Genomic DNA, 26,005 nt, shown 5'->3' with positions numbered 1-26,005 from the left:
ACCCGGTCAGCCGCACCACACCCGCGCGTTGCGGAACATGCGCATCCACGGCGAATCCTCGCCCCAGTTCTCCGGATGCCAGCTCAGCTGCACGCTGCGGAACACTCGCTCCGGATGCGGCATCAGGATGGTCACGCGGCCGTCGGCGGCGGTAAAGCCGGCCAGGCCACCGGGGGAACCGTTCGGGTTGAGCGGATAGTTCTCGGTGGGCTTGCCGCGGTTGTCGACGAAGCGCACCGCCGCCTGTGCCTTGGACGGGCTGCAGGCGTAGGGAAAGCTCACCCGCCCCTCGCCGTGGGCTACCGCCACCGGGATGCGCGAGCCGGCCATGCCCTTGAAGAACAGGCTGGGCGAGTCGAGCACCTCGAGCGTGGCCAGGCGCGCCTCGTACTGCTCGGAGGCGTTGCGCACGAACTTCGGCCAGTGCTTGGCACCGGGGATGATGTCCTTCAGCTGCGAAAGCATCTGGCAGCCGTTGCAGGCACCGAGCGCGAACTTCGATGGGTCGTTGAAGAACGCCTCGAACTGCGCGCGCATCGCCTGGTTGTAGAGCACCGAGGTGGCCCAGCCGCGGCCGGCGCCGAGCACGTCGCCGTAGGAGAAGCCACCGCAGGCGGCGAAGCCGCGGAAGTCGGCGAGCGAGTGGCGGCCGGCGGCGAGGTCGGACATGTGCACGTCCACCGCGTCGAAGCCGGCGCGGGTGAACGCCGCCGCCATCTCGACCTGGCCGTTGACGCCTTGCTCGCGCAGGATCGCCACGCGCGGGCGCGCACCTCGGGCGATATAGGGCGCGGCAACATCCTCGGCCGGGTTGAAGCTGAGCTTGGGGCTCACGCCCGGGTCGGCATCGTCCAGCCGCCATTCGCACTCGGCATCGGCGCTGGCGGGGTTGTCGCGCAGGCGCTGCATGGCGTGGCTGGTGCGGTTCCAGGCGCCGAACAACTGCGTCCAGTTCCACTTGAACAGGCTTTCGTTGCCCAGGTACAGCTTGATGCCGAGCTTTTCCTTGGGGCGCCCGATGCGATGGCTCATGCCGGCCAGGCCGTGCTTGACCAGCAGCGCCTCGAACGCTTCGCGGTTGGCGCTGGCCACCTGCAGCACGGCGCCGAGTTCCTCGTTGAACAGCGCGCGCAGCGTCGCCTCGGCCCAGCCGTCCAGGTGGATCTCCAGGCCGCAGTGGCCGGCAAAGGCCATCTCCAGCAGCGTCGCCAGCACGCCGCCGTCGGAGCGGTCGTGATAGGCCAGCACCAGGCCGGAGCGATTGGCTTCCTGCACCAGCTCGAACAACGCGCGCAGGCGCTTGGGATCGTCCAGGTCCGGCGGCACACCGCCGGCGCGGTTGAATACCTGGGTCAGCGCGGAACCGCCCAGGCGGTCGCGGCCGGCGCCCAGGTCGAGCAGCCACAGGTCCGAGTCGCCGCGGTCGAGCTTGAGCTGCGGCGTGAGCGTGCGGCGAACGTCGGTGACACGGGCAAAGCCGGTGATCACCAGCGACACCGGCGCGACCGTGCGCTGCGGCGTGCCTTCATCGGACGCGCTGCCGTCCCGCCATACCGTCTGCATGGAGAGCGAGTCCTTGCCGACCGGGATGGCGATGTCCAGCGCCGGACACAGTTCCATGCCGACCGCCTTGACCGCATCGAACAACGCGGCGTCCTCGCCCGGGTGGTTGACCGCCGCCATCCAGTTGGCGGACAGGCGGATCTCGCCCAGCGATTCGATCGGCGCAGCGGCCAGGTTGGTGATCGCCTCGCCGACCGCCAGCCGCGCCGCGTCGGCGCTGTTGAGCAGTGCCACCGGCGCGCGCTCGGCCATCGCCATTGCTTCGCCCTGGTAGCCGTCGAAGTCGGTGAGCGTGATCGCGCAGTCGGCCACCGGCACCTGCCACGGGCCGACCATCGGATCGCGATGGTTGAGGCCGCCGACCGTGCGGTCGCCGATGGTGATCAGGAAGCTCTTGCTGCCTACGGTCGGCAGGCGCAGCACGCGCTGTACCGCCTCGTCCATGCCGATGCCGGAAAGATCCGGCAGCAGGTCCACCCGCGGCTTGATGCGTTGCGCATCGCGGTGCATGCGCGGCGCCTTGCCGAACAGCACGTCCATTGGCAGGTCGATGACGGTGAGGTTACGGCGCGGGTCGGTCACGCGCAGGGTGCGCTCGGCGGTGGCGGTGCCGACGATGGCGTAAGGGCAGCGCTCGCGCTTGCAGTACCCCTCGAACTCCGGAAGGTCGCCCGGTGCGATGCCCAGCACGTAGCGCTCCTGCGATTCGTTGCTCCACACCTGCATGGGCGAGAGTGAAGGATCGTCGCAGGGCACCTTGGAAAGATCGATCTCGCCACCCACGCCGGCGTCGTTGAGGATCTCGGGAATCGCGTTGGACAGCCCGCCCGCGCCGACATCGTGGATGCTCACGATCGGGTTGTGCTCGCCGCGCATCCAGCAGCTGTCGATCACCTGCTGGCAGCGCCGCTCCATCTCCGCGTTGTCGCGCTGCACCGACGCGAAATCGAGTTCGGCGCTGGAGGCGCCGGACGCCACCGAGGAGGCTGCGCCGCCGCCCAGGCCGATCAGCATCGCCGGGCCGCCCAGCACGACCACCGCGTGGCCCGGTGCCAGTTCGCGCTTCTGCACGTGCTCGCGCCGGATGTTGGCCAGGCCGCCGGCGATCATGATCGGCTTGTCGTAGCCGCGGCGCACGCCGGGCTCGCCGGTCTCGTGTTCATAAGTGCGGAAATAGCCGCCCAGGCACGGACGGCCGAATTCGTTGTTGAACGCGGCCGCACCCAGCGGGCCGTCGCGCATGATCTCGAAGGCACTGGCCATGCGCGGCGGCAGCGGGCGATCGACTTCCCACGGTTCCGGCGCGCCGGGGATGCGCAGGTCGGACACCGAGAAGCCGGTGAGGCCGGCCTTGGGCTTGGCGCCGCGGCCGGTGGCGCCTTCGTCGCGGATCTCGCCGCCGGCACCGGTGGCCGCACCGGGCCACGGCGCGATCGCGGTCGGATGGTTGTGCGTCTCGACCTTGATCGCGTAGTCGACCTGTTCGTCGTGCTTGCGCCAGTTGCCTTCGCCGTCGGTGAAGAAGCGCTGGCCGTGGTGGCCCTCGATCACCGCCGCGTTGTCCTTGTAGGCCGACAGCGTGTGCGCAGGCGAGCGTTGGTGGGTGTGCTTGATCATGGCGAACAGGCTCTTGTCCTGTGCTTCGCCGTCGATCGTCCAGCTGGCGTTGAATACCTTGTGGCGGCAGTGCTCGGAGTTGGCCTGCGCGAACATGAAAAGCTCGGCATCGGTCGGATCGCGACCGAGTTCGGCGTAGCGCGCAACCAGGTACTCGATCTCGTCCTCGGCCAGCGCCAGCCCCAGGCGGGTGTTGGCGGCGGCGAGCGCCCCGCGGGCATCACCGCCCAGTTCGACGCGCACCAGGTCGCCAGGCGTGCCGGCCAGGAACAGGCCCTGCGCCTGCGCAAGATCGGTCAGTACCGACTCGGTCATCGGATCGTGCAGCACCGCCAGCACCGCGGTATGGGCCGGCGTGCCGGCGTCCGGCAGGCCGGCGACCTGCCAGGCGATGCCGCGCTCGACGCGGCGCACGTCGAAGCCGGCGCCATGCAGGATGTCGGTGGCCTTGCTCGACCACGGCGAGATGGTGCCCAGCCGCGGCACCGTCCACAGCGTGGCGGGCTCGGGCGTGGCGTCCTTGGCCTCCAGCACCTCGAGCAGGCGCTTGCGCTCGGCGCCCTCGGGCGCGTGGTCGGCATCGAGCACGTAGACGAACCAGGAAGCCTGCACACGCGCGCCCCGATGCACCGCATCGACACGGGCGTTCAGGCGATCCAGGCGAAACGGCGAAAGGGCGCTCTGCCCGTCGAAAGCGATCATGCGGGGGAATTCGGCGCGTGAAGGGAAGCGCCCTATTCTACCCGATGCGGCCGGAGGGCCCATTCACGGGATGTGGAGCATGCGTTCGCCGCCCGGACCCGTTACGGGCCTCCCGCCGGCCCCGTGCCCGCGCGGTAGAGGCCGGGGGCCGAGCGCCGCTCAGCCGCCTTTTTCGAGCATCTTCAGCAGCTTGTCCGGCGGCACGTAGCCGCCCAGCACCATGCCGTCGGGGCCAAGGATCATCGGCGTGCCGGTCACTCCCAGCTTCACGCCGAGGTCGTATTCGTCCTTGACCGGGTTGGGACAGGTGGCCGGCTTGGGCGCCTGCCCGTGCTTGGCGGCGGTGAAGGCAGCCTTGCGGTCGGCGGCGCACCAGACCGAGACCATTTCCTTGTAGGTATCGGTGGGATTGCCGGCGGTGGTGGTCAACCCCTCGCGCGGCCAGGCCAGGTACTCGACCGCGATGCCCTCGGCGTTGATCTGGTCGATGTGCGAATGGAACATGCGGCAGTAGCCGCAGTTGACGTCCGAGAACACGGTGATCGTGTATTTCGGGTGCGGCGGTGAGAACACGATCCGTTTCGCGGCCGGCACCTTGGCGAGCTCCGCCTTGCGGAAGCCCGCCCAGGCGCGGTCGCTCAGGTTCTGCCTGGCATCCAGATCGACCAGGTCGCCGTTGAGCATGTACTTGCCGTCGGTGCTGACGTAGACCAGCTGGCCTGAGGCGATCACCTGGTAGAAGCCGGGCAGCGGCGAGGTCGAAATCTCGTCGAACTGCACGCCGGGGGCGAGCTTCTGCAGGGCGGCGCGCACGACCTGCTCGGCGGCCGGGTTCGCGGCAACGCCCGCGTCCTTGCGATCGGCGGCGCAGGCGGCGAGCGCGAAGGCGCCGGCGAACAGCGCGAAAGACAGCTTCTTGAGCATCGGAAACCTCGCAGCCGCGTGGGGAAAGCGGCGGTGGCCGATTCTGGCACAGGGGATGTAAGTGCTGGCTGACGCTGCGCCACGCCTGGGGCCCTGTTCCAGGGAGGGAGAAGGAACCGGGAGCGTCAACCGCGGGGATGGTGTTGCGCGTGCAGGCGCTTCAATCCCTCCTTCGCCACCAGCGTGTAGATCTGCGTGGTGCTGAGCGAGGCGTGGCCCAGCAGCAGCTGCAACGCGCGCAGGTCGGCGCCGTGGTTGAGCAGGTGGGTGGCGAAGGAGTGCCGCAGCACGTGCGGCGAAATGCGCTTGCCCTCGATGCCGACGGCGACCGCATGGCGCTTGACCAGCGTCCAGAACATCTGGCGCGTCATGCCTTCGCCGCGCTGGCTCAGGAACAGCGCTGCCGGTTGCCGGCCCTTGGCGAGTTGGGGCCGCGCCTGGGCGAGGTAGGTCTCGATGTGCTCCAGCGCCACTTCGCCGACGGGCACCAGCCGGTCCTTGCCGCCCTTGCCGGTGATCCGCAGCACGCCCTGGCGCGTGTTGAGCGCGGAAAGCGGCAGCTCCACCAGCTCGGACACGCGCAGGCCGGAGGCGTACATCAGTTCGAGCATGGCGCGGTCGCGCAGGCCCAGCGTGGATCCGGTGTCGGGCGCCGCCAGCAGTGCCTCGATCTCGCGCTCGGCCAGTGCCTTGGGCAGGCTGCGCGGCATGCGTGGGCGTTCGATCAGCAGGGTCGGGTCTTCGAAGCCCGGCGTGTCGCGCGCTAGCTGGCCGTAGTAGCGGCGGAAGGCCGACTGGCGCCGTGCCATCGAGCGCACCGCGGCGCGCTGGGTGCCGTGGAAGGCCGACAGGTCCTCGCGCCGCGCCGTCTGCAGGCCGCGTCCGCGCGTGGCGAGCCAGCGTGCGAGCCCTTCCAGATCCTGACGGTAGGCCTCAAGGGTGCGATCGGCCAGGCCGTCTTCCGACCAGACCCGTTCGAGGAACGCGGCGATGCTGCGCTGGTCCGCTTCGGTAATACTTGCGCTCTTTTCCTGCATGCACAGATGCTCGCCGCGCTTCGTGGCGGGCGCAAGCGAAACGCCAGAGATGACCCAACCGCACCATGCCGCCCCCCTTCCCTGCCCGCTTTGGCGACGCCTGACCGCGCTGGTCTACGACCTGCTCGCGGTGATGGCGATCGTGATGGTGGTGGGCCTGCTGTGCCAGCTCGCCACTGGCGGCCAGGTGGTGGCCACCGGCGCGCGCACGACCATCGCCTGGTGGTACCAACCCTTGCAGGGCTTGGTAGTGGGTGCCTACTTCGTGGTTTCGTGGCTGCGTGGCGGGCAGACCCTGGGCATGCGGCCGTGGCACATCCGCGTGGTCGGTGCCGACGGCGGCAAGGTCGCGCCCGGGCAGGCCCTGCGACGGGTGGTCGTCGCCGCACTGCCGTTGCTGCTGCTCGGCCTGGCGCCGTGGCTGGGTCTGCGCGGCGCCGTGTGGGCGGTGCTGATCGGCTGGGCGCTGTGGTTCGCGCCGGCGCTGGTCGATGCGCGCCGGCGCGCCTTGCACGATATCGCCGCGGGCACCGAACTGCGCCGGATCGGCTGATCCGATTCACATCCCTCGCGGCCGCGCTTGCTGTACAAGGGCGCATGGAAACTCCCGTCCGCAGCGATGCCGAACTGCTCCGCGTCAACCGCGGCTTCTACGAGGCGCTGTGGGCCCAGGCGCGGCTGGTGGACCCCGAACGCTTCAACACCTGGCCACTGCTGCGCGAGCTGGCCGCCGCCTCGCCGCGCCGGCTGGAGGTCGCGCCGGGCCTGCGCCCCCGCCTTCCGCTGGATGGCACCTGCTTCGTCGACCTGAGCCATGCGGCGCTGCGCCAGTTGCGTGCCAGGGGCGCCAAGGCCACGCATGGCATGATCGGCGCCCTGCCGTGCGGCGATGCGCAGTTCGATCTGGTGTGCGCCTTCGACATTCTCGAACACGTGGCCGACGACGAAGGTGCCTTGAACGAACTGGCGCGCGTGGCCGCACCCGGCGCGACGTTGCTGCTGTCGGTGCCGTTGCACGCCGACGCCTGGACGGCGTTCGACGAGTTCGTCGGCCATTGTCGCCGCTACGAACCGGGGGCGATCGAGACCAAGCTGGCGGCGCACGGCTTCGCGCTGGAGCGCAGCGCGATCTACGGCATGCAGCCGAAGTCGTCGCGCCTGCTGGATCTCGGGCAATGGTTCCTCACCCACCGGCGCGAGCGCGCCATGTGGTGGTACAACCATGTGTTCATGCCGCTGGGGCTCAGGTTCCAGAAGCCGCTGCAGTGGCGCGATGGCTTGCCCGAGGTAGCCGGTGTGGATGAGGTGCTGCTGGTCTGCCGGCGTATTGCCTGACGCGCCCCGCCGTCGCGAGAGGGGATGATGCCGCATTGCAGCAACTTCCCTCCCGAGCCACTAGAATGGCGCTTTGCCCCGCAATGGTCCGCCATGCTCTACCAACTCCACGAGTGGCAACGCGCCTTCCTGGGCCCGATGAGCTACTTCGCGCAAGCCAGCGCGAAGATGTTCAGCGAGCCGGGCAGCCTGCTCGCGCAGTGGCCAGGCGCGGCGCGCTGGGCGGCCGGCTGCGAGCTCATGTACCGGCTGGGCAAGGACTACGAGAAGCCGGCCTTCGGCATCCATGAGATCCAGGCTGCCGGACACACGGTGGCGGTCGTGGAGCAGACGGCGCTGGACCTGCCGTTCTGCCAGCTGAAGCGCTTCAAGCGCTACAGCGACGACCCGGCGGTGATCGAGGCCATGCGCCGGCAGCCGGTGGTGCTGGTGGTCGCACCGCTGTCGGGCCACCACGCCACGCTGCTGCGCGACACCGTGCGCACGCTGCTGCGCGACCACAAGGTCTACGTCACCGACTGGCTCGACGCGCGCATGGTGCCGGCCGAGGCGGGCATGTTCCGGCTGGACGACTACGTCGCCTGCGTCGAACGGTTCATCCGCCACATCGGTGCGCGCGAGTTGCACGTGATCTCGGTCTGCCAGCCGACCGTGCCGGTACTGGCCGCGGTCTCGCTGATGGCCGCGCGCGGCGAGGAAACCCCGCGCAGCCTGGTGATGATGGGCGGCCCGATCGACCCGCGCCGCAGCCCCACCAGCGTCAACGACCTGGCCACCACGCAGCCCTTGTCCTGGTTCGACGCCAACCTGATCTACACGGTGCCGGCCAACTATCCAGGCCGCGGACGCAAGGTGTATCCGGGTTTCCTGCAACACGCGGGATTCGTCGCCATGAACCCGGGGCGGCACCTGTCCTCGCACTGGGATTTCTACCTCGACCTGCTGCGCGGTGACCTGGACGACGCCGAGGCCCACCGGCGCTTCTACGACGAGTACAACGCCGTGCTGGACATGCCGGCCAGATACTACCTGGACACCATCAGCACGGTGTTCCAGCAGTGCCTGCTGCCGCGCGGGCTATGGGATGTCGCGGGCGAGCGGGTAAACCCTGCTGCGATCACCCGCAGCGCCCTGCTCACCATCGAGGGCGAGTTGGACGACATCTCCGGGCTCGGCCAGACCGAGGCGGCGCATGCGCTGTGCACCGGCATTCCGGCGAAGCGGCATGCGCACCGGGTCATCGAGGGCGCCGGCCACTACGGCATCTTCAGCGGCAGGCGCTGGCGCGAGACGGTCTATCCGCAGGTGCGCGATTTCATCCGGTTCAGCGCAACGGATGGCGGGCGACGCCCTCGCGCGTCATCTTCACCGGCAGGATGAAGCCGCGCGCATCGAATTGCAGCCGATCGATGCATACCACGCGATGATTGGCCGCCGTCTCGCCCTTGGGGCGTCGGTGATAGACGATGTACCAGCGCCCATCCGGGGTGTGCAGCAGTGAATGGTGGCCTGCACCGGTGGCGATCGCCGGATCCTGCTTCAGGATCTTGCCGATGCGTTTGAACGGACCGGTCGGCGAGTCGCCGATCGCATAGGCGACCGAGTAGTCCGGCCCGGTCCAGCCTCCCTCGGACCACATCAGGTAGTAGCGGCCGTCGCGCTTGAACATCATCGGTCCTTCGACGTAGTGCTCCGGCGTGATCTCCTTGAACACCGTACCGTCGTCGAAAGGCACGAAACCGGTGAAGTCGTCCTTGAGCCGCGCGATGTTGGCGTGTTTCCAGCCGCCATAGATCAGGTAGTACTTCCCGTCGTCGTCGCGGAACACCGACTGGTCGATCGGCTGCGCGCCGTTGTGGAAGGCGCCGACCAGGGGCTTGCCGAGGAGATCGTGGAACGGCCCCTGCGGGTGGTCGGCCAAGGCCACGCCGATGCCGCCGGTCTGGTGGTCGTTCTGGATGTCATTGGCGGCGAAGAACAGGTAGTAGTGCCCGTCCTTGGCCACCACGGCCGGCGCCCACATCGCGCGTTTGGCCCAGCTGACCGCGCGTACGTCGAGCACGTGCGGATGCCGAGTCCAGCTGACCAGGTCCGGTGACGAGAAGGCGTCGATGAAGACCTGGCGATCGTACGCGTCCGACCAGGTCGGGTAGATCCAGTACTGCTTGCCGAAGATCGCCGCCTCTGGATCGGCGTACCAACCCGGGATGACCGGGTTGCCGGCGCGCGCAGGGTCGCCGTGCCAGGTGCCGCCCGCCAGGGCGGGAGGGGCCATCACGATGGCGAGCGCGGCGGCGCGCGACAGCATGCGCAGGATGCGTGCCAGAGGCAGGTTACGGGTCATGCCGGCGCTCCTGTGCGAAGAATGCCCGGAACGCGTCGACGGTGCGGGCGATGCCATCGTCATCCACGTCAAGGTGGGTGACCAGCCGCAGCGTGGGCAGGTAGCCGATGCTGATGCGGATGCCGGCGTCGCGCAGGTGCGCGTCCAGTTCGCGCAGCCGTTCGGCCGGGACTTCGACGAACACCATGTTGGTGTGCTGGCCGAGCAGGCGCAGGCCGGGGAGCGCCGCCAGTTCCGCCGCGAGCCGGGCGGCGCGCGCGTGGTCGTCGGCCAGCCGCGCGACGTGGTGGTCCAGCGCATGCATGCCGGCCGCAGCCAGCATGCCGGCCTGGCGCCAGCCGCCGCCGGTCACCTTGCGCCAGCGCCGCGCCTTGTCGACCAGCGCCGCCGAGCCGACCAGCACCGAACCGACCGGGGCGCCGAGTCCCTTGGACAGGCACACCGAGACGCTGTCGAAATAGCGCGCGATCTCGCGCGCGGGCACACCGGAAGCCACCGCCGCGTTGTACAGGCGCGCGCCGTCCAGGTGCAGTGCCAGCCCGCGCTCGCGCGCGAATTGGTGGGCGGCACGCAGGTAGTCCATCGGCAGCACGCGGCCGTGCCAGGTGTTCTCCAGCGCCAGCAGGCGCGTGCGCGCGAAGTGTGGATCGACCGGCTTGATCGCCGCCGCCACGCGGTCCAGCGGCAGCGAGCCGTCGGCATCCTGCACGATGGGCTGTGGCTGGATCGAGCCCAGCACCGCCGCGCCGCCGCCCTCGAACTTGTAGGTGTGCGCGTCCATGCCGACCAGGTATTCGTCGCCGCGCTCGCAATGCGACATCAAGGCCAGCAGGTTGGACTGCGTGCCGCTGGGCACGAACAACGCGGCCTCGAAGCCCAGCTCGTCGGCCAGGCGCTGCTGCAGGGCGTTGACCGTCGGGTCCTCGCCGTAGACGTCGTCGCCGACCGGCGCATCGAGCATCGCCGCGCGCATGGCTGGCGTGGGTCGGGTCACCGTATCGCTGCGAAGATCCACCCAGTCCACGTCCCACCTCGTCGCGCCAAAAGGACAGCTTGGCGCGCGCTCGCGCGGGAGGCAAGCGTGGCGGGCGGACACAAAAAACCCGCGTGGGACGCGGGCAAGGATGGTGGGTCGTCCGAGACTCGAACTCGGGACCAATAGATTAAAAGTCTACTGCTCTACCAACTGAGCTAACGACCCATCAAGCGAACGGACGATTTTAAAGGTTCGCGTGCGAGCCGCACAAGCAAAGCCTCGCCGCAAGGCGCACACGCCGTAGAGTGGGCTTCGGCCCACCAGCTCTTCTGCAGTCGTTCCGCGAGGCCGAGGCGGGTTGAAGCCCACCCTACGGCGAACGGTTCAGGCGTAGTGGGTGGGATCGGGCAGGCCGGCGGCGCGGAAACCTTCGGCGCGCAGGTGGCAGGCGTCGCAGTGGCCGCAGGCGCGGCCCTGGGCGTCGGCCTGGTAGCAGCTGACGGTCTGCGCGAAGTCCACGCCCAGGCGCTGGCCCTCGCGGGCGATGTCGGCCTTGCTCATGCGCATCAGCGGGGCGTGGATGCGCAGCCCTGCCCCCTCCACGCCGGCCTTGGTCGCGACGTTGGCCAACTGCTCGAACGCATCGATGAAGGCCGGGCGGCAATCGGGGTAGCCGGAGTAGTCCACCGCGTTGACACCGCAGAAGATGTCGCTGGCACCCAGCACTTCGGCCCAGCCGAGCGCGATCGACAGCATGATGGTGTTGCGTGCCGGCACGTAGGTCACCGGGATGCCCGCGCCGCCCTGTTCGGGCACGTCGATGTCGGCGGTGAGCGCCGAGCCGCCGATGCTGCGCAGATCGACCTGCACGGTCTTGTGCTCGAGCGCGCCGAGCGTGCGGGCGACGCGTGCGGCAGCCTCCAGCTCGGAGCCGTGGCGCTGGCCGTAGGCCACGCTGAGCGCATGGATCGCGAAACCCTGTTCGCGTGCGATGGCGAGGGTTACCGCCGAATCCATGCCGCCGGAGACGAGCACGACGGCCTTGCGGGAAGGGGTTTGAGACATGGGATGGGTCCTGGCATGCGGCCGGTCACCGGCCGGAAAGCGCACGCGGCGACACAGGCCACGGCGCGTCGTGCTCCCTCCCTGCTCGCAGGCGAGGGTTGCGGGGAGGTCACGCTCACCGGGTGAAGGCGTTACCTCTCCAGGCCTCCCCTTGCGCAAGACAGGGAAGGCCGGTCAACTTCAATGCCCGGGCGCGTCGTTCCAGAGCAGCTTGTGCAATTGCATCTGGAAACGCACCGGCAGGCGATCGGCAAGGATCCATTCGGCCAGTTCGCGCGGCTGCACGGCACCGTGCACCGGCGAGAACAGGACCATGCAACGGCGCTCGAGCGCGTGCTCGGCCACCACGCCGCGCGCCCATTCGTAGTCGGCGCGGCTGGCAATGACGATCTTGAGCTGGTCGTGCGGCAGCAGGTGGTCGAGGTTGCTCCACAGGTTGCGGGCGCTCTCGCCCGAATCGGGGGCCTTGAGGTCCATGACCTTGCGTACGCGCGGATCGACGGCCGCTACGTCCAGCGCGCCGGAGGTCTCCAGCGAGACCTCGTAGCCGGCGTCGCACAGCTTGCGCAGCAGGATCGGGCAACGCTTCTGTGCCAGTGGCTCGCCGCCGGTGACGCAAACGTGGCGGGCCCCGTGCCTGGCCACTTCGGCCAGGATCTCGTCGATGGCGTGCCACTGGCCGCCGTGGAACGAGTATTCGGTATCGCACCACACGCAGCGCAGCGGACAGCCGGTGAGGCGGACGAACACGGTGGGCCAGCCGATCGCGTCGGCCTCGCCCTGGATCGAGTGGAAGATCTCGGTGATGCGCAGGCGTTCTGCCGGCATCGGCGCAACGGACGCCGCGCCCGCGTCACTACCCATCACTGCGACCTCAGCGAACCGCCGATTGCAGTTGCAGTCGGCGCAGGCGTTCCTGCGCCAGGCTGGCGGCGCGGGAATTGGGGTATTTGCTGGTGACCTGCTGCAGCGTGGCCTTGCCGGCGTCAGCCTGCTTGAGCTCGAGCTGGCTGTAGCCGACCTTCAGCAGCGCGTCGGGCGCCTTCTCGCTCTGCGGGAACTGTGAGAGCAGCCGCTGGAAGGCCTCCAGCGCGACCGGGTAGTTCATGGTCACGTAGTAGGACTCGCCCAGCCAGTACCAGGCGTTCGGGGTGAGCGCGTTGGCCGGGTATTGCTGGATAAAGCTGCGAAAGCCCCGCGAGGCCTGCGCGTAGTCGCCCCCACGCAGCGCCTGGAAAGCGGCGTCATAGGCGGCCTGCGCCTTGGCGTCGGGCGCCGCCACGGGCGAGCTGCTGCCATTGGCCGGTGCGGCGGTGGGCGCCTGCGCCGGAGCGGCCGGGCCGGTCGGGGTCGCCGCAGCGGCGGCCGAACCGGCTGATGCCGGGGCGGCATTGGCGCCCGCGGCCGGAGTATGGGTGCCGGCGCCATTGCCTTCGAGGCGGCCCAGCCGCGAGTCGAGGTCGATGTACTGCGCCTTGCTCTTGTCCTGCATTTCCTGCAGCTGATGCTGCAATTCCTCGACCTGGCCCTGCAGCTGCTGCACCTGCGCCTGCAGTTGCTGCACCTGGTTGACCATGCCGGTGCCGCCCTGGTTCTGCGCCTGCGCCTGTTGCTCCAGCCGCGTCACGCGGTCGGCGAGACTCAGTCGGGAATCCTGTGCGAAGGCCGGAACGGCAAACAGCATGGCGGACGCGATCGCGCCCGCCATGCCGAGCCTGGCCTTGAACTGCTTAGCCAGTACGGTCTTCATTACTTCGCCGTGTAGACGATCTCGACGCGACGGTTCTTGCTCCAGCAATCCTCGTTGTGCTCACGGCACACCGGCTTTTCCTTGCCGTAGGAGATCACTTCGACCTGGCTGGCCGAGCCGCCGTTGGCCTGCAGGGCGTCGGACACGGCATTGCCGCGGCGCTCGCCCAGGCCCAGGTTGTACTCGCGGGTGCCGCGCTCGTCGGTGTTGCCTTCCAGACGGATGTGCGACTCCGGGCGATCCTGCAGGTACTTGGCATGGCAAGCCATGATCTGCTGGAACTCCGGCTTGATTTCGGTCTTGTCGAAATCGAAGTACACGACGCGCTGGCGCAGGCAGGCATCGGTGTCGAGGTCGGCCGGGGTGTACTTGTTGCTTTCCGGCGCCGGCTGGGTGGCGGGCTGCTGCTCCGGCTGGGGCTGCGGCTTGACTTCCTGCTTCTTCGAGCAGGCAGCTGCGCCGATGCACAGCAGGGCGACCAGGGCGACGCGTGCGGTCTTATTCATGGGTGACGTTCCTTCAAAACGGGGTTTGATTTCCGACAGTCAATGACGATTGCGGTGTTGGGACAGTTATCGCCGGTGGTCCGGCTTGTTGTATGACGCTTAGGTACTGCCGCGGGCCAGTGACTCAAAAAGCACCTGGCAACCGATTGGCCGGACGCCTTGGCAAGCGCCCGCCAGAAGCGAAATGACGCCGGGGCGTCGTTTCGGCCCTTTCCATGGGCATTCCGCCGGGACGCTCGAGCATCCCGACGGAAATAAAAAACTCAACGCTGCCGGTACGGGCCCCAGGCCGGTTCACGGACGTCCCCGTCGGACAGCACGAGGCGCTGGCGGACCTGGCCATCGGCCGAAACGGCATACAGCACGCCGCGGCGTCCTTCCGTGGCCGCGTACAACAGCATGCTGGCGTTCGGTGCGAAACTCGGGGAGTCGTCAATCGGGCCGGGGGAGATGAAACGCACCTGCCCACCCAGACTGCGATCCATGATGGCAATACGATACACGTTCCCATTGCCCTGCACCATCGCGATCAGCTTGCCGTCGTAGCTGACGTCGGCGTTGGCGTTGTTCTGGCCTTCGAAGCTGATGCGCGTGGGCGAGCCACCGCTGGCGGACATCTGGTAGACCTGCGGCCGGCCGGAACGGTCGGAGGTGAAATAGATGCTTTGCCCGTCGGCCGACCAGGTTGGCTCGGTGTCGATCGACAGGCTGTTGGTCAGGCGCGTCTCGTGGCGCGAGGCCATGTCGATCACGAAGATCTCCGGATTGCCCACGTAGGACAGCGACACGGCCAGCTTGCTGCCGTCCGGCGACCAGGCAGGCGCGCCGTTGATGCCCTTCTTGTGCGCGGCGACCAACTGGCGCGAACCGGTGGTGATGTCCTGCACGTAGACCTGCGAGTTGCCGCTCTCGAAGGAGACGTAGGCGATCTTCTTGCCGTCCGGCGACCAGGCCGGCGACAGCAGCGACTCGCGAGAGCGGGCGACCACCTGTGGGTTGTAGCCGTCCGAATCGGCCACGATCAGCGAATAGGTAGTGTTGTTGCCCAGGCCCACCGCGGTGACGTACGCGATGCGGGTCCAGAACGCGCCGCGCACGCCGGTGATCTTCTCGTAGATCTGGTCGGCGATCTGGTGCGCCACGCCGCGCAGGTCGCCGGCCGGGGCGGTGAACGCCTGCGACAGGAGGCTCTGCTGCTTGTTGACGTCCCACAGTTCGTACTCGACCCGCAGCAGGCCGCCGCCGGCGTCGCTGATGCGCCCGACCGTGATGTAGTCCTGCTTGAGCAACCGCCAGGTGGCGAACTTGATGTCCGCGCCGCGCGAGGGCGATTCGACGATCTCGCTCTTGGCCAGCGCGCGGAACTTGCCCGAGCGGTTGAAATCGTTGCGGATCACGTCGGCCACGTCGGTCGCCAGCGGCGCGCCGCCGTTCTGCGCGAACGGCACCACCGCGATCGGCGTGGCGGTCTTCAGGCCGCCGACGATGTCCACGTTGAGCGACTGCGCACCCGCCGGGGCGGCCACGAGCGCGGCCAGGCAAAGCAAGGCGAGGGCGAAGAGCGATTTCAAATGGCGCATGTAAGACTCACTGCGGCTTGAAGGTAAGAGTAAGTTCGCGCTGGAAAACGCTCTCGAATCCCTTGTAGGGCAAGGTCTTGGTTCGCAGCACGGCATTCTCGATCGACCGCTTGCCGGCGTCGTCGTAGGGACAGCTGGAATCGACCTTGGCGCTCATCACGTCGCCGCCAGGCAGCTGCACGATGTGCACGACACAAGGAACATCCGGCATGTTATCCGGACGTAACCAGTTGGGCGTGACCGCATTCTGAATGGCCGCTGCATACTGGTCGGCCAGGGTGCTGTTCTGGGCGTTGTTGCCGGTCTGGCGTTGCGCCGCGCGTGGCAGGTCCGCCTGACCGTTGTCCTGCGCGTCCTTCAGGTCCTCCATCTGCTGCTTGGCCTGCTTGGCGCGGTTTTCGGCCTTCTGGCGCGCGTTGGCCGCCGCGTCCATCTTGGCGAAAAGCTCATCCAGCTGCTTCTTCTGCTCCTGTTTCTTCTTGGCCGCCTGGGCGTCCAGTTCGGCCTGGCGCTGGCGCTGCTTCTCTTCCTGCTCCTTCTTCGCGTCCTCGGCCTTCTGCATGGCGTCGGCCACGACCTTTTCCTGGTCGACGACGTCCGGGTGCTCCGGCGGTGGCGGCAGCGTCTTGATCTGTGGCGGCGGTGTCTTGACGTCCGGCGGCGTCACCGTCGGCGGCGGCGGGATGGTCGGCACCGGCTTGGCGTTCTTCACCGCTTTCGGCGGCGGCGCGCCGGTGGGACCTATCAGCGTCGCCTCGATCACCGGCCCTTGCAGCTCCAGCGGCTTGGCGCAGGTGATCGGGTTCCAGCCGGCCGGCAGATGCAGCGTGGCGAACAGGCTCTCGAAGAACGAGCACGGCACGATCGCCAGCGCAAGGAAGCCGACGATGCCCAGGTGCAGGACGGCGGACAACAGCACCGCCGTGGAGGTGCCCTTATTTTCGCGCATTGTCCGCGCCCGCGCCCGGCGGCTGGCTCATCAGGCCGACCTTGCTGACGCCGGCCTGCTGGAGCTCGGCGAGCACCTGGTAGACGCCGTCGTACTTGCCTTCGCGGTCGCCGGCGACCAGCACGCTGATGTCCGGGTTGGCCTGGACGAAGGCGGCGACCTTGGCCTGCATCGTCGCCGCGTCGACCGGCTCCTTCTTGGCGCCTTCCAGCGTCAGGTACAGGCTGCCGTCGGCGCCGACCGAGACGACCACCGGGTTCTTCTTGTCCTGCAGCGACTTGGCGTTGGCCTGCGGCAGGTTGACGTCGACGTTCGAGTTGAGCATTGGCGTGGTGACCATGAAGATGATCAGCAGCACCAGCATCACGTCGATGTAGGGCACGACGTTGATCTCGGACTTGAGCTTCATGCGCTTGTGGCGCGCGGCGTTTCGCATGGCCATCGCTAAGCCCCGTCAGACCGCTTCGTCGGTCTGGATCTGCCGCTGGAGCACCGAGGAGAACTCCTCCTGGAATACCTCGTAGCGCGAGGCGACGCGCTCGACCTTGTTGGCGTAGCGGTTGTACGCCCACACCGCAGGAATGGCGGCGAACAGGCCCATCGCGGTGGCGATCAGCGCTTCGGAGATATGCGGCGCGACCGCGGCGATGGTGACGTCCTTGACCTCGCCCAGGCCCTGGAAGGCGCCCATGATGCCCCACACGGTGCCGAACAGGCCGATGTAGGGGCTGATCGAGCCGACGTTGGCGAGGAATTCGAGGTTCCGTTCCAACCCGCCGATCTCGCGCGTCCCGGCCACGCGCATGGCGCGCTCGGTGCCTTCCATCACGATGCGCATGTCATGGGTCTTGCGCTGGCGCTGGCGGGCGAATTCGCGGAAACCGGACTCGAAGATCGTCTCCATGCCGCCGTTGTCGGCGCCGCGGCCGCTCACCTCGCGGAACAGGCCGGCCAGGTCGCCGCCGGACCAGAAGCGCTCCTCGAACGCCTCGGCGTTTTCCATCGCCGCCTTCATCTGCGAGTACTTGCGGAAGATGATCACCCACGACAGGAACGAGAACACCAGCAGCAGCAGCATGACCAGCTGCACGGGCAGGCTGGCCTCGGTGACCAGTTTGATGATGTTCAATCCACCGTTCATGGCTTGGGGGTTCTCCGGGCGTGCTTTTCAAAGGGGGCGAGTGTTCAGGGGGCAAGGCCGGGGATGAGGTCGGCCGGGATCGGCGTCGGGCGCATGCGGTTCAAGTCCACGCAGGCGACCCGCACCTGCGCGCGGACCAGCTCCGTGCCGTCCGCCCGGCCGATCGCTTGATCGAACAGGATACTGGCTGAACGCCACGCTTTGACTGCCACCGTCACCGACAATTCATCATCCAGCAGGGCCGGACGCAGGAAATCCAGTTCCATCGCCCGCACCATGAAAGCCAGGCCGGTGGCCTCGCGGAAGGCCGACTGGTCCACGCCCTGCGCGCGCAGCCACTCGCTGCGGGCACGCTCCAGGAAGCGGAGGTAGCTGGCGTGGTAGACCACGCCGCCGGCGTCGGTGTCTTCCCAGTAGACGCGGACGGGCCAGGTGAAGGGGGCGGTCGGGGACATGGGCGGGGACTCGTGGCTTGGGTCTAGCCCAAGAGCATGCGTGCTGCAGCCACCGGGTTCAAACCCGGTCCCGCTAAGCGTCGCCGCCCTCGAACATGTCGCCCATCACCGCCTGCCGTGGCGGCGGGTTGCGGCCCAGGTGGCGCCAGGCCTTTGCGCTAGCCATGCGGCCTCGCGCCGTGCGGATCAGGAAACCCTGCTGGATCAGGTAGGGCTCGACCACGTCCTCCAGCGTGCCGCGGTCCTCTGACAGGGCCGCGGCCAGCGATTCGACGCCGACCGGGCCGCCGTCGAAGCTCTCGATGATGGTGGCGAGCATGCGCCGGTCCAACTCGTCAAAGCCTTCGGCGTCGACTTTCAGCATGGCCATCGCCGCCTGCGCGGCGGCCAGCGTGATCTTTCCGCCGGCACGGACCTCGGCGTAGTCGCGCACGCGGCGCAGCAGGCGGTTGGCGATGCGCGGGGTGCCGCGCGAGCGGCGGGCGATCTCCTGCGCGCCCTCCACTTCGCAGTCGATGCTCAGGATGCGCGCCGATCGGCGCACGATCGCCGTGAGCTCGTCGGGCGAGTAGAACTCCAGCCGCTGCACGATGCCGAAGCGGTCGCGCAGCGGAGCCGTGAGCAGGCCGGCGCGCGTGGTCGCGCCGATCAGCGTGAACGGCGGCAGGTCCAGCTTGATCGAGCGGGCAGCCGGGCCCTCGCCGATCATGATGTCGATCTGGAAGTCCTCCATCGCCGGATAGAGCACTTCCTCGACCACCGGCGAGAGGCGATGGATCTCGTCGACGAAGAGCACGTCGTTCTTCTCGAGGTTGGTCAGCAGCGCGGCCAAATCGCCTGCACGTTCCAGCACCGGGCCCGAGGTGGAGCGGATGTTGACGCCCAGCTCATGGGCGATCACGTGCGAGAGGGTGGTCTTGCCCAGGCCGGGCGGGCCGAAGATAAGTACGTGGTCGAGAGCACCGCCGCGCTTGCGCGCCGCCTCGATGTAGATCGACAGCTGCTCGCGCACCGCCTGCTGGCCCAGGTATTCGGCAAGGCGCTGGGGGCGGATCGAGGCTTCCAGCGCCTCGTCGTCGAGCTGGGCGGCGGAGGTGATGATGCGGGCTTCGGTCATGCGGCCATTATGGCAGCCCGCCGGAAGGCCCGTATCCAACCTTCCTCAGCTTCTACCCATTTGGCCTCCGCACGCGTTTGGGGCTCCCTTCAATGGGCCAGGTAATAGATCGCTCGCCCAATGCTCGTACCCGCCAGCGCGGCCATGGCGAAGACAACCGACGAAGCAAAGACGATCACCCCTGCACGAACGGCAATAGGGCCATTTGCCAGTGCGCTTTCCACACGAGCCAGATCTACCTTCATTGGCGCTCCTTTCCCTCGTCCGAAGAACAATCGCGCGGCCATTGTTTGCCGGGCCTCCTCCGCACTTCCCGCAAACGAAGCCATTGAAGCAGATGGCCCTGAGCTCTCCTAGATCTCGACCTGCGCACCGAGCTCGATCAGCCGGTTGCCCGGGATCTGGAAGAACGCCGTCGCCGGCAGCGCATTGCGCGCCAGGAAGGCGAACAGCTTGTCGCGCCACAACGCCATGCCGGGCCGGCGCGCGTCCGCGACGATGGTCTCCCTCGACAGGAAGAACGTCGTGTCCATCAGGTCGAAGGTCAGCCCTTCGCGGCCGCACAGCGAGAGCGCCTGCGGGATGTTCGGGTCCTCGGCGAAACCGAAGCGCAGCTCCAGTCCGTAGAAGCCGCCTTCCATCGGCGTGATCTCGATGCGCTCCTCCGCCTCGGCCACCGGGGTTTCCAGGATCTGCACGGTAAGCATCACGTTGCGTTCGTGCAGCACCTTGTTGTGCTTGAGGTTGTGCAGCAGCGCGTGTGGCACGGCGTACTGGTTGGCGGTGAGGAACACTGCGGTGCCCGGCACTCGCAGCGGCGGGTGCTCGGCCATGTTCTCGATGAAAGGCGCCAGCGCCAGTCCGCCCTGCTTGATCTCGCGCACCACCAGCTCGCGGCCGCGTCGCCAGGTGGTCATCACGGCGAACAGGAACAGGCCCAGCACCAGCGGGAACCAGCCACCGTCGGGAATCTTCAGCGTGTTGGCGCCGAAGAAGGACAGGTCCACGCACAGCAGGCCGATGGTCAGCGGGATCACCGCGGCCAGGTTCCAGTTCCAGCGGCGCCACGCCACCAGCATCACCAGCAGCGTGTCGATCGCCATGGTGCCGGTCACCGCGATGCCGTAGGCGCCACCCAGCGCCTTGGACGAGCCGAAGCCGACCACGGTCAGGATCACCATCACCATCAGCGCGCGGTTCACCCACGGCAGGAAGATGTGGCCGATCGCCTCGCGCGAGGTGTGCACCACCTGCATGCGCGGCACGAAGCCGAGCTGGATCGCCTGGCGAGTCACCGAGAAGGCACCGGAGATCACCGCCTGCGAGGCGATCACCGCCGCGGCGGTGGCTAGTACGACCATCGGGTAGCCGGCCCAATCCGGCACCGCATGGAAGAACGGGTTGACCGCCGCCTGCGGCTCGTGCAACAGCAATGCGCCCTGGCCGTAGTAGTTGAGCAGCAGCGAGGGCATCACGAAGAAGAACCAGGCCGCGCGGATCGGGAAACGGCCGAAATGGCCCATGTCGGTATACAGCGCCTCGGCGCCGGTCACGCATAGCACCACGGCGCCCAATGCGACGAACGAGATGGCCCCATGCGACGCGAAGAAGCGCACCGCGTACCAGGGCGAGAGCGCCTTGAGCACTTCGGGGGCCTGGATGAGGTTCCATACGCCTATCGCCGCCAGTGCCAGGAACCAGACCGCCATCACCGGCCCGAACAGCGCACCGACCTTGGCCGTACCGTGCTTCTGCAGCCAGAACAGGAACAGCAGGACCGCCACCGCGAGCGGCACAACCCAATGCTCGAGCCCCGGCGCCATGACTTCCAGGCCCTCGACGGCCGACAGCACCGAGATCGACGGCGTGATCACACCGTCGCCGAAGAACAGCGCCGCGCCCAGCAGCGCCATCAGCATCACCACTCGCCGCGCCATCGGCGAGCCGCCGACCGCGCGCTGTGCCAGGGTCATCAGCGCCATGATGCCACCCTCGCCGCGGTTGTCCGCGCGCATCACCAGGGTGACGTACTTGATCGCGACCACCGTGATCAGCGCCCAAGTGACCAGCGAAAGCACGCCCAACACCGTGCTCTCGGAAGGATGCAGGCCATACTCGGGCCGGAACACTTCGGCCAGCGTGTACAGCGGGCTGGTGCCGATGTCGCCGAACACCACGCCGATGGCGCCGAGGATCAGCGCGCTCTTGGCGCCGTGCAGTTGCTCGGCCGCCTCGGGCGGCTCCGCGTTACGGATCGCGTCGTTCATGTCTCTCGCTCATGCAGCCAGGCCTCATTGGCCCAGCGCGGCGCGCAGCGCCTTGCGGATGATGGTTTCGGCGGCGTCGCCTTCCACGGCGACCTTCTGCACCAGCCTGGTGACTTCGGCCGGCTTGTAGCCCAGCTGCTGCAGCGCCACGGTGGCTTCGCCAGCCGGATCCAGCGGCGCGCCGGCACCCTTGCCGGACAGGCCGGGCAGCGTGACGCCCAGGCCCTCGACCCGGTCGCGCAGCTCGACCACCATGCGCTCGGCGGTCTTCTTGCCGATGCCCGGAACCTTGGTCAGCGCGACCACGTCGCCGGCCTGTACCAGCCGCGCGAAGTCGGCCGTCGACACGCCCGACAGCACCGCCAGCGCGATCTTCGCACCGATGCCGGAGACCTTCTGCAGGTTGCGGAACAGGGCACGCTCGTCCTCGCGCAGGAAGCCGTAGAGGGCGACGCTGTCCTCCTTCACCGCGTGGTGGGTGAGCAGCGTGACTTCCTTGCCGGTCTGGGGCAGGTCGTAGATGGTCGACATCGGCGCTTCCAGTTCGTAGCCGACGCCGCCGACATCCACCAGCAGCCAGGGCGGCTGCTTGGAGACCAGGGTGCCGCGCAATCGTCCGATCATCGCCGTCTCCAGGCCGTACGGGGGATGCCCACGCGCGCCAGGCTGGCGCGCGTGTGCGCATGGGTCACCGCGATCGCCAGCGCGTCGGCCGCGTCCGGTTGCAACGGGCCCTTCAGGCCGAGCAGGACGCCCACCATGTGCTGCACCTGGGTCTTGTCGCCGCGGCCGCTGCCGACCACGGCCTGCTTGATTTCGGTAGGTGCGTATTCGTGCACGTCCAGGCCCCGCGCAGCCGCCGCGCAGATCGCGGCGCCGCGCGCCTGGCCGAGCTTCAGCGCCGAGTCCGGATTGCGTGCCATGAACACGCGCTCAATGCCGCACTCCACCGGCCGATGCAACTCGATGATGGTCGCCAGCTCGTCAAAGATGCGTTTCAGGCGCAGCGGGAAGGTGTCTTCCCCGGCCACCGCCAACGCGCCATGGAAGACGTGCGTAAGCTTGCCTACCGCGTCCACGTCGATGATGCCCACGCCGGTGCGCTGGCTGCCCGGGTCGATGCCGAGGATCCGCGTGGATGCGGAACGGGGAACGGGAAGCGGCGCGTGATCCTGCCGTTCCCCGCTCCCCGTTCCCTGGTCCCCGGCGACCCTGCTAGCCATCAGCCGGCAGCAGGGCGTTGTGATAGACCTCGCTCACGTCGTCCAGCGCGTCGAGACGTTCGAGCAGGTCATTGAGCGGTTCGAGCACGTCCTCGGGCACCGCCACGCGATTGTTGGCGCGCATGCCCACGCCCGCGTGCAGCGATTCGAGGCCGGCCTCGGCCAGTGCCTGCTGCACTGCCTCGAAATTTTCCGGTGCGCAGATCACCGTACTCTCGCCGTGTTCGTTGACCACGTCGTCGGCGCCGGCTTCCAGCGCCGCTTCCAGCACCTTCTCCTCGGCCGCCTCGTCGCCGCCGGTGGCGAAGGTGAGTTCGCCGCAGCGGGTGAACTGGAACGCCACCGAGCCGGAGGTGCCCAGGTTGCCGCCATGCTTGGTCAGCGCGTGGCGCACGTCCGCCACGGTGCGGGTCGGGTTGTCGGTGAAGCACTCGATGATCATCGCCACACCGCCGGGGCCGTAGCCCTCGTAACGCAGTTCCTCGCCAGCGCCCTCGGCGCCCGAGCCGCGCTTGATCGCGCGCTCGATGGTGTCCTTGGTCATGTTGGCCGACAGCGCCTTGTCCACCGCCGCGCGCAGGCGCGGGTTGGCGGCCGGGTCGGCGACGCCGGCGCGGGTGGCGACGGTGATTTCGCGGATCAGCTTGGTGAACACCTTTGCGCGCTTGGCGTCTTCGGCGTTCTTGCGGCCTTCGATGGACGGGCCTCTACCCATGGCGGGAAAACCTGAACAATGGACAAGAGGCCGATTTTACTCCAACCGGCGCGCAAACCACTCACCCCTGCACAAGCCTGCCCGCGGCGGCAGCGAAACGGCCGTGCCGAAGGAAATGCACCGCCTGGCGCGCCGCGTCGGCCGACAGTACCAGGCCGGTGTGGCTGGTCTCGACCACGCAATGGTCCGCAAGCCCGGGCAACTGCGTCTCGGCCACGGCGACGGTGCCGTCATGCTCGCCTTCCATGTGCGCCAGCATCGCGCCCAGGCCGATCGGCACGCGGCCGGCGATCATGCCGACCTCGCGCGCACCGTCCCAGCGCTCCATGCCGTGCTCGAGCAACTCGCGGTTGTGTCCCAGCAGCGCCTCGCCGCCCTGGCCGAAGCCGGCAAAGCCCCGTGCGGCGGCGCTGCCCTTGAGCGGCGAACCGAGGCAGACGATCCGCCCCGGCGGCAGCTCGGCCGCCTCACGGCAGGCCTGCAGCGCCAGCAGGCCGCCCAGGCTGTGGCCGACCAGGTGCACCGGGCCGGGCGCGAAGCGCTGCATGCGCAGGCGCAGTCGCTCGACGATGCGCTCCTGCGATGAGACCACGCTCATGTAGTCGAAGCGGTCGACCGCGAAGCCCTCGTCGGCCATGCGCTTGTGCAACAGGGCGAGCGCGAAGCCGCGCATCCACAGCCCGTGCAGCAGGATGATCTGATCGGCCATGGGACTAGGCGGGGAACAGGGAAACGGAAATGGGGAACATGGTGTTCACCCGGCGATCCGAAGACCGTCCAGCGGTTGTTTCCCGATAACGCGCTGCCTGGCCACGGAAGCTACCGTTTCCCGTGCCCCGTTCCCGGGTCCGCGCCCTTGACGGCCACGTGCAGTTCCTTCAACTGCGCCTCGGCCACCGGCGAGGGCGCGTCGGTCATCAGGTCTTGCGCGCTGGTGGTCTTGGGGAAGGCGATCACGTCGCGGATCGACTCGGTGCCGGCCATCAACGCGGCGATGCGGTCGATGCCGAAGGCCAGGCCACCGTGCGGCGGCGCGCCGAACTTCAGCGCCTTGAGCAGGAAGCCGAACTTGGCCTCGGCCTCCTCCGCGCCGATGCCGAGCAGGTCGAACACCGCGCTCTGCATGTCTGGACGATGGATACGGATCGAGCCCCCGCCGATCTCGTTGCCGTTGAGCACCATATCGTAGCCGCGGCTTACCGCGGTAGCGGCGTTGGCCTTGAGGTCGGCGATGTCGTCGACCTTGGGCGCGGTGAACGGATGGTGCAGGGCAACGTAGCGCTGCTCCTGGTCGTCGTACTCGAACATCGGGAAGTCGGTGACCCACAGCGGCTTCCAGGCGTTCTCGACCAGCCCGCGGTCCTTTCCGACCTTCAGGCGCAGCGCGCCCATGAAGTCGGTGACCGTCTTCCACTTGCCGGCGCCGATAAACACAAGATCTCCAGGCTCGCACCCGGTCTCGCGCTCGATTATCTCCGCGCGTTCCAGGCCGAGGAACTTGAAAACCGGCGACGTGATCGCGCCCTCACCACTACCACCGGAAAACTTGATCCAAGCCAGTCCAGTGGCTCCGTAGCGCCCAGCGAACGCAGCGTAGTCGTCAATCTGCTTCCGGCTCAGCGCGGCGCCACCCGGCACTCGCAGCGCTGCGACGCGCCCGGCCGGATCGTCGGCCGGTTCCGCGAAAACCTTGAACTCGATGCCTTTGACGACCTCGGCCACGTCGACCAGCTCCAGCGCGATGCGCAGGTCCGGCTTGTCCGAACCGAAGCGGCGCATCGCCTCGGCGTAGGTCATGCGGGGGAAGGTCGCATCCAGCTCGACGTCCACCACTTCCTTGAAGACGTGGCGGATCAGGCCCTCGACGAAGTCCTGCACGTCCTGCTCTTCGACGAAGGCGAACTCCAGGTCGAGCTGGGTGAATTCCGGCTGGCGGTCGGCGCGCAAGTCCTCGTCGCGGAAGCAGCGCGCGATCTGGTAGTAGCGGTCGAAGCCGGCCATCATCAGGATCTGCTTGAACAGCTGCGGCGACTGCGGCAGCGCATAGAACTGGCCAGGATGCACGCGGCTGGGTACCAGGTAGTCGCGCGCGCCCTCGGGCGTGGCCTTGGTCAGGATCGGCGTCTCGATGTCCTGGAAGCCGCGCGCGTCCAGGTAACGGCGCAGCGCCTGCACCAGCCTGATGCGCCGGCGCATCATCGCCTGCATCTCCGGGCGGCGCAGGTCGAGGTAGCGGTAGGTCATCCGCAGGTCCTCGTTGGGATTCTCGTGCATGGCGAAGGGCAGATCCTTCGCCGCGTTGAGTACCTCGACCGTGTCGGCCAGCAGTTCCACCGTGCCGGTCCTGAGCTTGTCATTGGTGGACAGGCGCTTGCGGATGGTGCCGGTGACCTTCAGGCAGTACTCGTTGCCGACCTCGCCAGCCACCGCGAAGGCGCCCGCGTTCTCGCGCTCGATGACCACCTGCGCGATGCCCTCGTGGTCGCGCAGGTCGATGAAGGCGACGTGGCTCTGCAGGCGGATCGTGTTGACCCAGCCACACAGGGTGACGGTCTGGCCGACCAGCGACTCGTCGATGAGGCCGCAGTAATGCGTGCGCATAGGAAGGGAAACTCCGGGGCTTGGTGCCGATGGGGCGGGCGAACGGGCGATTTTAGCATCGGCCGTAGCAACGACGCGCCCCGGCCCGGCACAATCCCTCGACTTCGACCTTACGGCCTGCGCTCGGGACAACGGGTT

The 26,005-nt window shown here is 68.1% G+C and carries 25 protein-coding genes and 1 tRNA gene; 3 read left to right on the top strand and 23 right to left on the bottom strand.

The window, feature by feature from the left end; translation table 11 throughout:
* Positions 1-6 precede the first annotated feature (6 nt).
* The 3 genes from purL to xerD all read right to left on the bottom strand — a co-directional run bounded on the left by purL (position 7) and on the right by xerD (position 5,843).
* Positions 7-3,882: a phosphoribosylformylglycinamidine synthase gene (gene purL / locus BMZ38_RS15595; protein WP_091339852.1), complete on the bottom strand. Its 3,876-nt coding sequence runs from the start codon at positions 3,880-3,882 to the stop codon at positions 7-9.
* A 159-nt stretch (positions 3,883-4,041) separates the two neighbouring features.
* Positions 4,042-4,806, bottom strand: a complete 765-nt coding sequence (locus BMZ38_RS15590; RefSeq protein WP_091339850.1) for a disulfide isomerase DsbC N-terminal domain-containing protein — start codon at positions 4,804-4,806, stop codon at positions 4,042-4,044.
* 125 nt (positions 4,807-4,931) lie between these two features.
* On the bottom strand, positions 4,932-5,843 hold the full coding sequence (xerD, locus tag BMZ38_RS15585) for a site-specific tyrosine recombinase XerD (RefSeq protein WP_091339846.1): 912 nt from the start codon (positions 5,841-5,843) through the stop codon (positions 4,932-4,934).
* Positions 5,844-5,892: 49 nt separating this feature from the next.
* Here xerD and BMZ38_RS15580 point away from each other — a divergent pair, with 49 nt between their 5' ends.
* From BMZ38_RS15580 to BMZ38_RS15570, 3 genes are all read left to right on the top strand, one after another.
* Positions 5,893-6,396, top strand: a complete 504-nt coding sequence (locus tag BMZ38_RS15580) for an RDD family protein (protein WP_091339843.1) — start codon at positions 5,893-5,895, stop codon at positions 6,394-6,396.
* Positions 6,397-6,440: 44 nt separating this feature from the next.
* Positions 6,441-7,178 (top strand): class I SAM-dependent methyltransferase, encoded by a 738-nt coding sequence (locus BMZ38_RS15575; protein ID WP_091339840.1) that lies wholly within the window; start codon positions 6,441-6,443, stop codon positions 7,176-7,178.
* A gap of 93 nt (positions 7,179-7,271) precedes the next feature.
* Positions 7,272-8,558: a polyhydroxyalkanoate depolymerase gene (locus BMZ38_RS15570; RefSeq protein ID WP_091339838.1), complete on the top strand. Its 1,287-nt coding sequence runs from the start codon at positions 7,272-7,274 to the stop codon at positions 8,556-8,558.
* On the opposite strand, the gene BMZ38_RS15565 is transcribed toward BMZ38_RS15570, so the two are convergent.
* The 20 genes from BMZ38_RS15565 to aspS form a co-directional block, all read right to left on the bottom strand.
* The gene (locus tag BMZ38_RS15565) at positions 8,503-9,522 is read right to left on the bottom strand and encodes a glycoside hydrolase family 43 protein (RefSeq protein WP_217638760.1); all 1,020 of its coding nucleotides are present in this window, start codon (positions 9,520-9,522) and stop codon (positions 8,503-8,505) included. The two genes, BMZ38_RS15570 and BMZ38_RS15565, sit on opposite strands and share 56 nt — an antisense overlap.
* Positions 9,512-10,546, bottom strand: a complete 1,035-nt coding sequence (gene ltaE / locus BMZ38_RS15560) for a low-specificity L-threonine aldolase (RefSeq protein WP_091339835.1) — start codon at positions 10,544-10,546, stop codon at positions 9,512-9,514. Before ltaE ends, BMZ38_RS15565 begins: the two co-directional genes overlap by 11 nt.
* Positions 10,547-10,647: 101 nt before the next feature.
* A tRNA-Lys gene (locus BMZ38_RS15555) sits at positions 10,648-10,723 on the bottom strand.
* A 159-nt stretch (positions 10,724-10,882) separates the two neighbouring features.
* A complete protein-coding gene (gene queC / locus BMZ38_RS15550) occupies positions 10,883-11,563 on the bottom strand; it encodes a 7-cyano-7-deazaguanine synthase QueC (RefSeq protein WP_091339833.1) in 681 nt (226 codons plus the stop codon).
* A 180-nt stretch (positions 11,564-11,743) separates the two neighbouring features.
* Positions 11,744-12,427, bottom strand: a complete 684-nt coding sequence (gene queE / locus BMZ38_RS15545) for a 7-carboxy-7-deazaguanine synthase QueE (protein ID WP_425431891.1) — start codon at positions 12,425-12,427, stop codon at positions 11,744-11,746.
* Between the two features lie 10 nt (positions 12,428-12,437).
* Positions 12,438-13,313, bottom strand: a complete 876-nt coding sequence (ybgF, locus tag BMZ38_RS15540; protein ID WP_175483799.1) for a tol-pal system protein YbgF — start codon at positions 13,311-13,313, stop codon at positions 12,438-12,440.
* Entirely contained in the window at positions 13,313-13,819 is a 507-nt protein-coding gene (pal, locus tag BMZ38_RS15535; protein ID WP_091339827.1) for a peptidoglycan-associated lipoprotein Pal, read from the bottom strand. The genes ybgF and pal overlap by 1 nt, the downstream gene beginning before the upstream one ends.
* A 263-nt stretch (positions 13,820-14,082) precedes the next feature.
* Positions 14,083-15,399: a Tol-Pal system beta propeller repeat protein TolB gene (tolB, locus tag BMZ38_RS15530; protein ID WP_091339825.1), complete on the bottom strand. Its 1,317-nt coding sequence runs from the start codon at positions 15,397-15,399 to the stop codon at positions 14,083-14,085.
* Positions 15,400-15,406: 7 nt separating this feature from the next.
* The gene (tolA, locus tag BMZ38_RS15525; RefSeq protein WP_091339822.1) at positions 15,407-16,348 is read right to left on the bottom strand and encodes a cell envelope integrity protein TolA; all 942 of its coding nucleotides are present in this window, start codon (positions 16,346-16,348) and stop codon (positions 15,407-15,409) included.
* On the bottom strand, positions 16,335-16,784 hold the full coding sequence (gene tolR / locus BMZ38_RS15520; protein WP_091340022.1) for a protein TolR: 450 nt from the start codon (positions 16,782-16,784) through the stop codon (positions 16,335-16,337). The genes tolA and tolR overlap by 14 nt, the downstream gene beginning before the upstream one ends.
* A gap of 18 nt (positions 16,785-16,802) precedes the next feature.
* The gene (gene tolQ / locus BMZ38_RS15515; RefSeq protein ID WP_091339818.1) at positions 16,803-17,489 is read right to left on the bottom strand and encodes a protein TolQ; all 687 of its coding nucleotides are present in this window, start codon (positions 17,487-17,489) and stop codon (positions 16,803-16,805) included.
* Positions 17,490-17,533: 44 nt separating this feature from the next.
* Positions 17,534-17,944: a tol-pal system-associated acyl-CoA thioesterase gene (gene ybgC / locus BMZ38_RS15510; protein WP_091339817.1), complete on the bottom strand. Its 411-nt coding sequence runs from the start codon at positions 17,942-17,944 to the stop codon at positions 17,534-17,536.
* 73 nt (positions 17,945-18,017) lie between these two features.
* Positions 18,018-19,061: a Holliday junction branch migration DNA helicase RuvB gene (gene ruvB, locus BMZ38_RS15505; protein WP_091339815.1), complete on the bottom strand. Its 1,044-nt coding sequence runs from the start codon at positions 19,059-19,061 to the stop codon at positions 18,018-18,020.
* Between the two features lie 89 nt (positions 19,062-19,150).
* On the bottom strand, positions 19,151-19,306 hold the full coding sequence (locus tag BMZ38_RS17835; protein WP_175483800.1) for a hypothetical protein: 156 nt from the start codon (positions 19,304-19,306) through the stop codon (positions 19,151-19,153).
* A gap of 108 nt (positions 19,307-19,414) precedes the next feature.
* Entirely contained in the window at positions 19,415-21,328 is a 1,914-nt protein-coding gene (locus BMZ38_RS15500; protein ID WP_091339812.1) for a potassium transporter Kup, read from the bottom strand.
* A 24-nt stretch (positions 21,329-21,352) separates the two neighbouring features.
* Positions 21,353-21,952: a Holliday junction branch migration protein RuvA gene (gene ruvA / locus BMZ38_RS15495; protein ID WP_091339809.1), complete on the bottom strand. Its 600-nt coding sequence runs from the start codon at positions 21,950-21,952 to the stop codon at positions 21,353-21,355.
* Complete coding sequence (gene ruvC / locus BMZ38_RS15490; RefSeq protein WP_091339807.1) at positions 21,949-22,551, bottom strand: crossover junction endodeoxyribonuclease RuvC; 603 nt, start codon at positions 22,549-22,551, stop codon at positions 21,949-21,951. The genes ruvA and ruvC overlap by 4 nt, the downstream gene beginning before the upstream one ends.
* Positions 22,544-23,266: a YebC/PmpR family DNA-binding transcriptional regulator gene (locus tag BMZ38_RS15485; RefSeq protein ID WP_091339805.1), complete on the bottom strand. Its 723-nt coding sequence runs from the start codon at positions 23,264-23,266 to the stop codon at positions 22,544-22,546. Before BMZ38_RS15485 ends, ruvC begins: the two co-directional genes overlap by 8 nt.
* A 61-nt stretch (positions 23,267-23,327) precedes the next feature.
* On the bottom strand, positions 23,328-23,975 hold the full coding sequence (locus tag BMZ38_RS15480; RefSeq protein WP_091339803.1) for an esterase/lipase family protein: 648 nt from the start codon (positions 23,973-23,975) through the stop codon (positions 23,328-23,330).
* Between the two features lie 110 nt (positions 23,976-24,085).
* Positions 24,086-25,867, bottom strand: a complete 1,782-nt coding sequence (aspS, locus tag BMZ38_RS15475) for an aspartate--tRNA ligase (RefSeq protein WP_091339801.1) — start codon at positions 25,865-25,867, stop codon at positions 24,086-24,088.
* Positions 25,868-26,005: the final 138 nt, after the last annotated feature.

Source organism: Frateuria terrea (assembly GCF_900115705.1).
GTDB classification, from domain to species: Bacteria; Pseudomonadota; Gammaproteobacteria; order Xanthomonadales; family Rhodanobacteraceae; genus Frateuria_A; species Frateuria_A terrea.
The sequence above is the reverse complement of the archived record's forward strand: the minus strand, read 5'-3'. Positions and strand labels throughout refer to the sequence as shown.

What these genes read in the sequence shown, in the direction of transcription:
- purL (WP_091339852.1), bottom strand. Translation starts at nt 3,882, where the DNA reads ATGATCGCTTTCGACGGGCAGAGCGCCCTTTCGCCGTTTCGCCTGGAT.
- BMZ38_RS15590 (WP_091339850.1), bottom strand. Translation starts at nt 4,806, where the DNA reads ATGCTCAAGAAGCTGTCTTTCGCGCTGTTCGCCGGCGCCTTCGCGCTC.
- xerD (WP_091339846.1), bottom strand. Translation starts at nt 5,843, where the DNA reads ATGCAGGAAAAGAGCGCAAGTATTACCGAAGCGGACCAGCGCAGCATC.
- BMZ38_RS15580 (WP_091339843.1), top strand. Translation starts at nt 5,893, where the DNA reads ATGACCCAACCGCACCATGCCGCCCCCCTTCCCTGCCCGCTTTGGCGA.
- BMZ38_RS15575 (WP_091339840.1), top strand. Translation starts at nt 6,441, where the DNA reads ATGGAAACTCCCGTCCGCAGCGATGCCGAACTGCTCCGCGTCAACCGC.
- BMZ38_RS15570 (WP_091339838.1), top strand. Translation starts at nt 7,272, where the DNA reads ATGCTCTACCAACTCCACGAGTGGCAACGCGCCTTCCTGGGCCCGATG.
- BMZ38_RS15565 (WP_217638760.1), bottom strand. Translation starts at nt 9,522, where the DNA reads ATGACCCGTAACCTGCCTCTGGCACGCATCCTGCGCATGCTGTCGCGC.
- queC (WP_091339833.1), bottom strand. Translation starts at nt 11,563, where the DNA reads ATGTCTCAAACCCCTTCCCGCAAGGCCGTCGTGCTCGTCTCCGGCGGC.
- queE (WP_425431891.1), bottom strand. Translation starts at nt 12,427, where the DNA reads ATGGGTAGTGACGCGGGCGCGGCGTCCGTTGCGCCGATGCCGGCAGAA.
- ybgF (WP_175483799.1), bottom strand. Translation starts at nt 13,313, where the DNA reads ATGAAGACCGTACTGGCTAAGCAGTTCAAGGCCAGGCTCGGCATGGCG.
- pal (WP_091339827.1), bottom strand. Translation starts at nt 13,819, where the DNA reads ATGAATAAGACCGCACGCGTCGCCCTGGTCGCCCTGCTGTGCATCGGC.
- tolB (WP_091339825.1), bottom strand. Translation starts at nt 15,399, where the DNA reads ATGCGCCATTTGAAATCGCTCTTCGCCCTCGCCTTGCTTTGCCTGGCC.
- tolA (WP_091339822.1), bottom strand. Translation starts at nt 16,348, where the DNA reads ATGCGCGAAAATAAGGGCACCTCCACGGCGGTGCTGTTGTCCGCCGTC.
- tolR (WP_091340022.1), bottom strand. Translation starts at nt 16,784, where the DNA reads ATGCGAAACGCCGCGCGCCACAAGCGCATGAAGCTCAAGTCCGAGATC.
- tolQ (WP_091339818.1), bottom strand. Translation starts at nt 17,489, where the DNA reads ATGAACGGTGGATTGAACATCATCAAACTGGTCACCGAGGCCAGCCTG.
- ybgC (WP_091339817.1), bottom strand. Translation starts at nt 17,944, where the DNA reads ATGTCCCCGACCGCCCCCTTCACCTGGCCCGTCCGCGTCTACTGGGAA.
- ruvB (WP_091339815.1), bottom strand. Translation starts at nt 19,061, where the DNA reads ATGACCGAAGCCCGCATCATCACCTCCGCCGCCCAGCTCGACGACGAG.
- BMZ38_RS17835 (WP_175483800.1), bottom strand. Translation starts at nt 19,306, where the DNA reads ATGAAGGTAGATCTGGCTCGTGTGGAAAGCGCACTGGCAAATGGCCCT.
- BMZ38_RS15500 (WP_091339812.1), bottom strand. Translation starts at nt 21,328, where the DNA reads ATGAACGACGCGATCCGTAACGCGGAGCCGCCCGAGGCGGCCGAGCAA.
- ruvA (WP_091339809.1), bottom strand. Translation starts at nt 21,952, where the DNA reads ATGATCGGACGATTGCGCGGCACCCTGGTCTCCAAGCAGCCGCCCTGG.
- ruvC (WP_091339807.1), bottom strand. Translation starts at nt 22,551, where the DNA reads ATGGCTAGCAGGGTCGCCGGGGACCAGGGAACGGGGAGCGGGGAACGG.
- BMZ38_RS15485 (WP_091339805.1), bottom strand. Translation starts at nt 23,266, where the DNA reads ATGGGTAGAGGCCCGTCCATCGAAGGCCGCAAGAACGCCGAAGACGCC.
- BMZ38_RS15480 (WP_091339803.1), bottom strand. Translation starts at nt 23,975, where the DNA reads ATGGCCGATCAGATCATCCTGCTGCACGGGCTGTGGATGCGCGGCTTC.
- aspS (WP_091339801.1), bottom strand. Translation starts at nt 25,867, where the DNA reads ATGCGCACGCATTACTGCGGCCTCATCGACGAGTCGCTGGTCGGCCAG.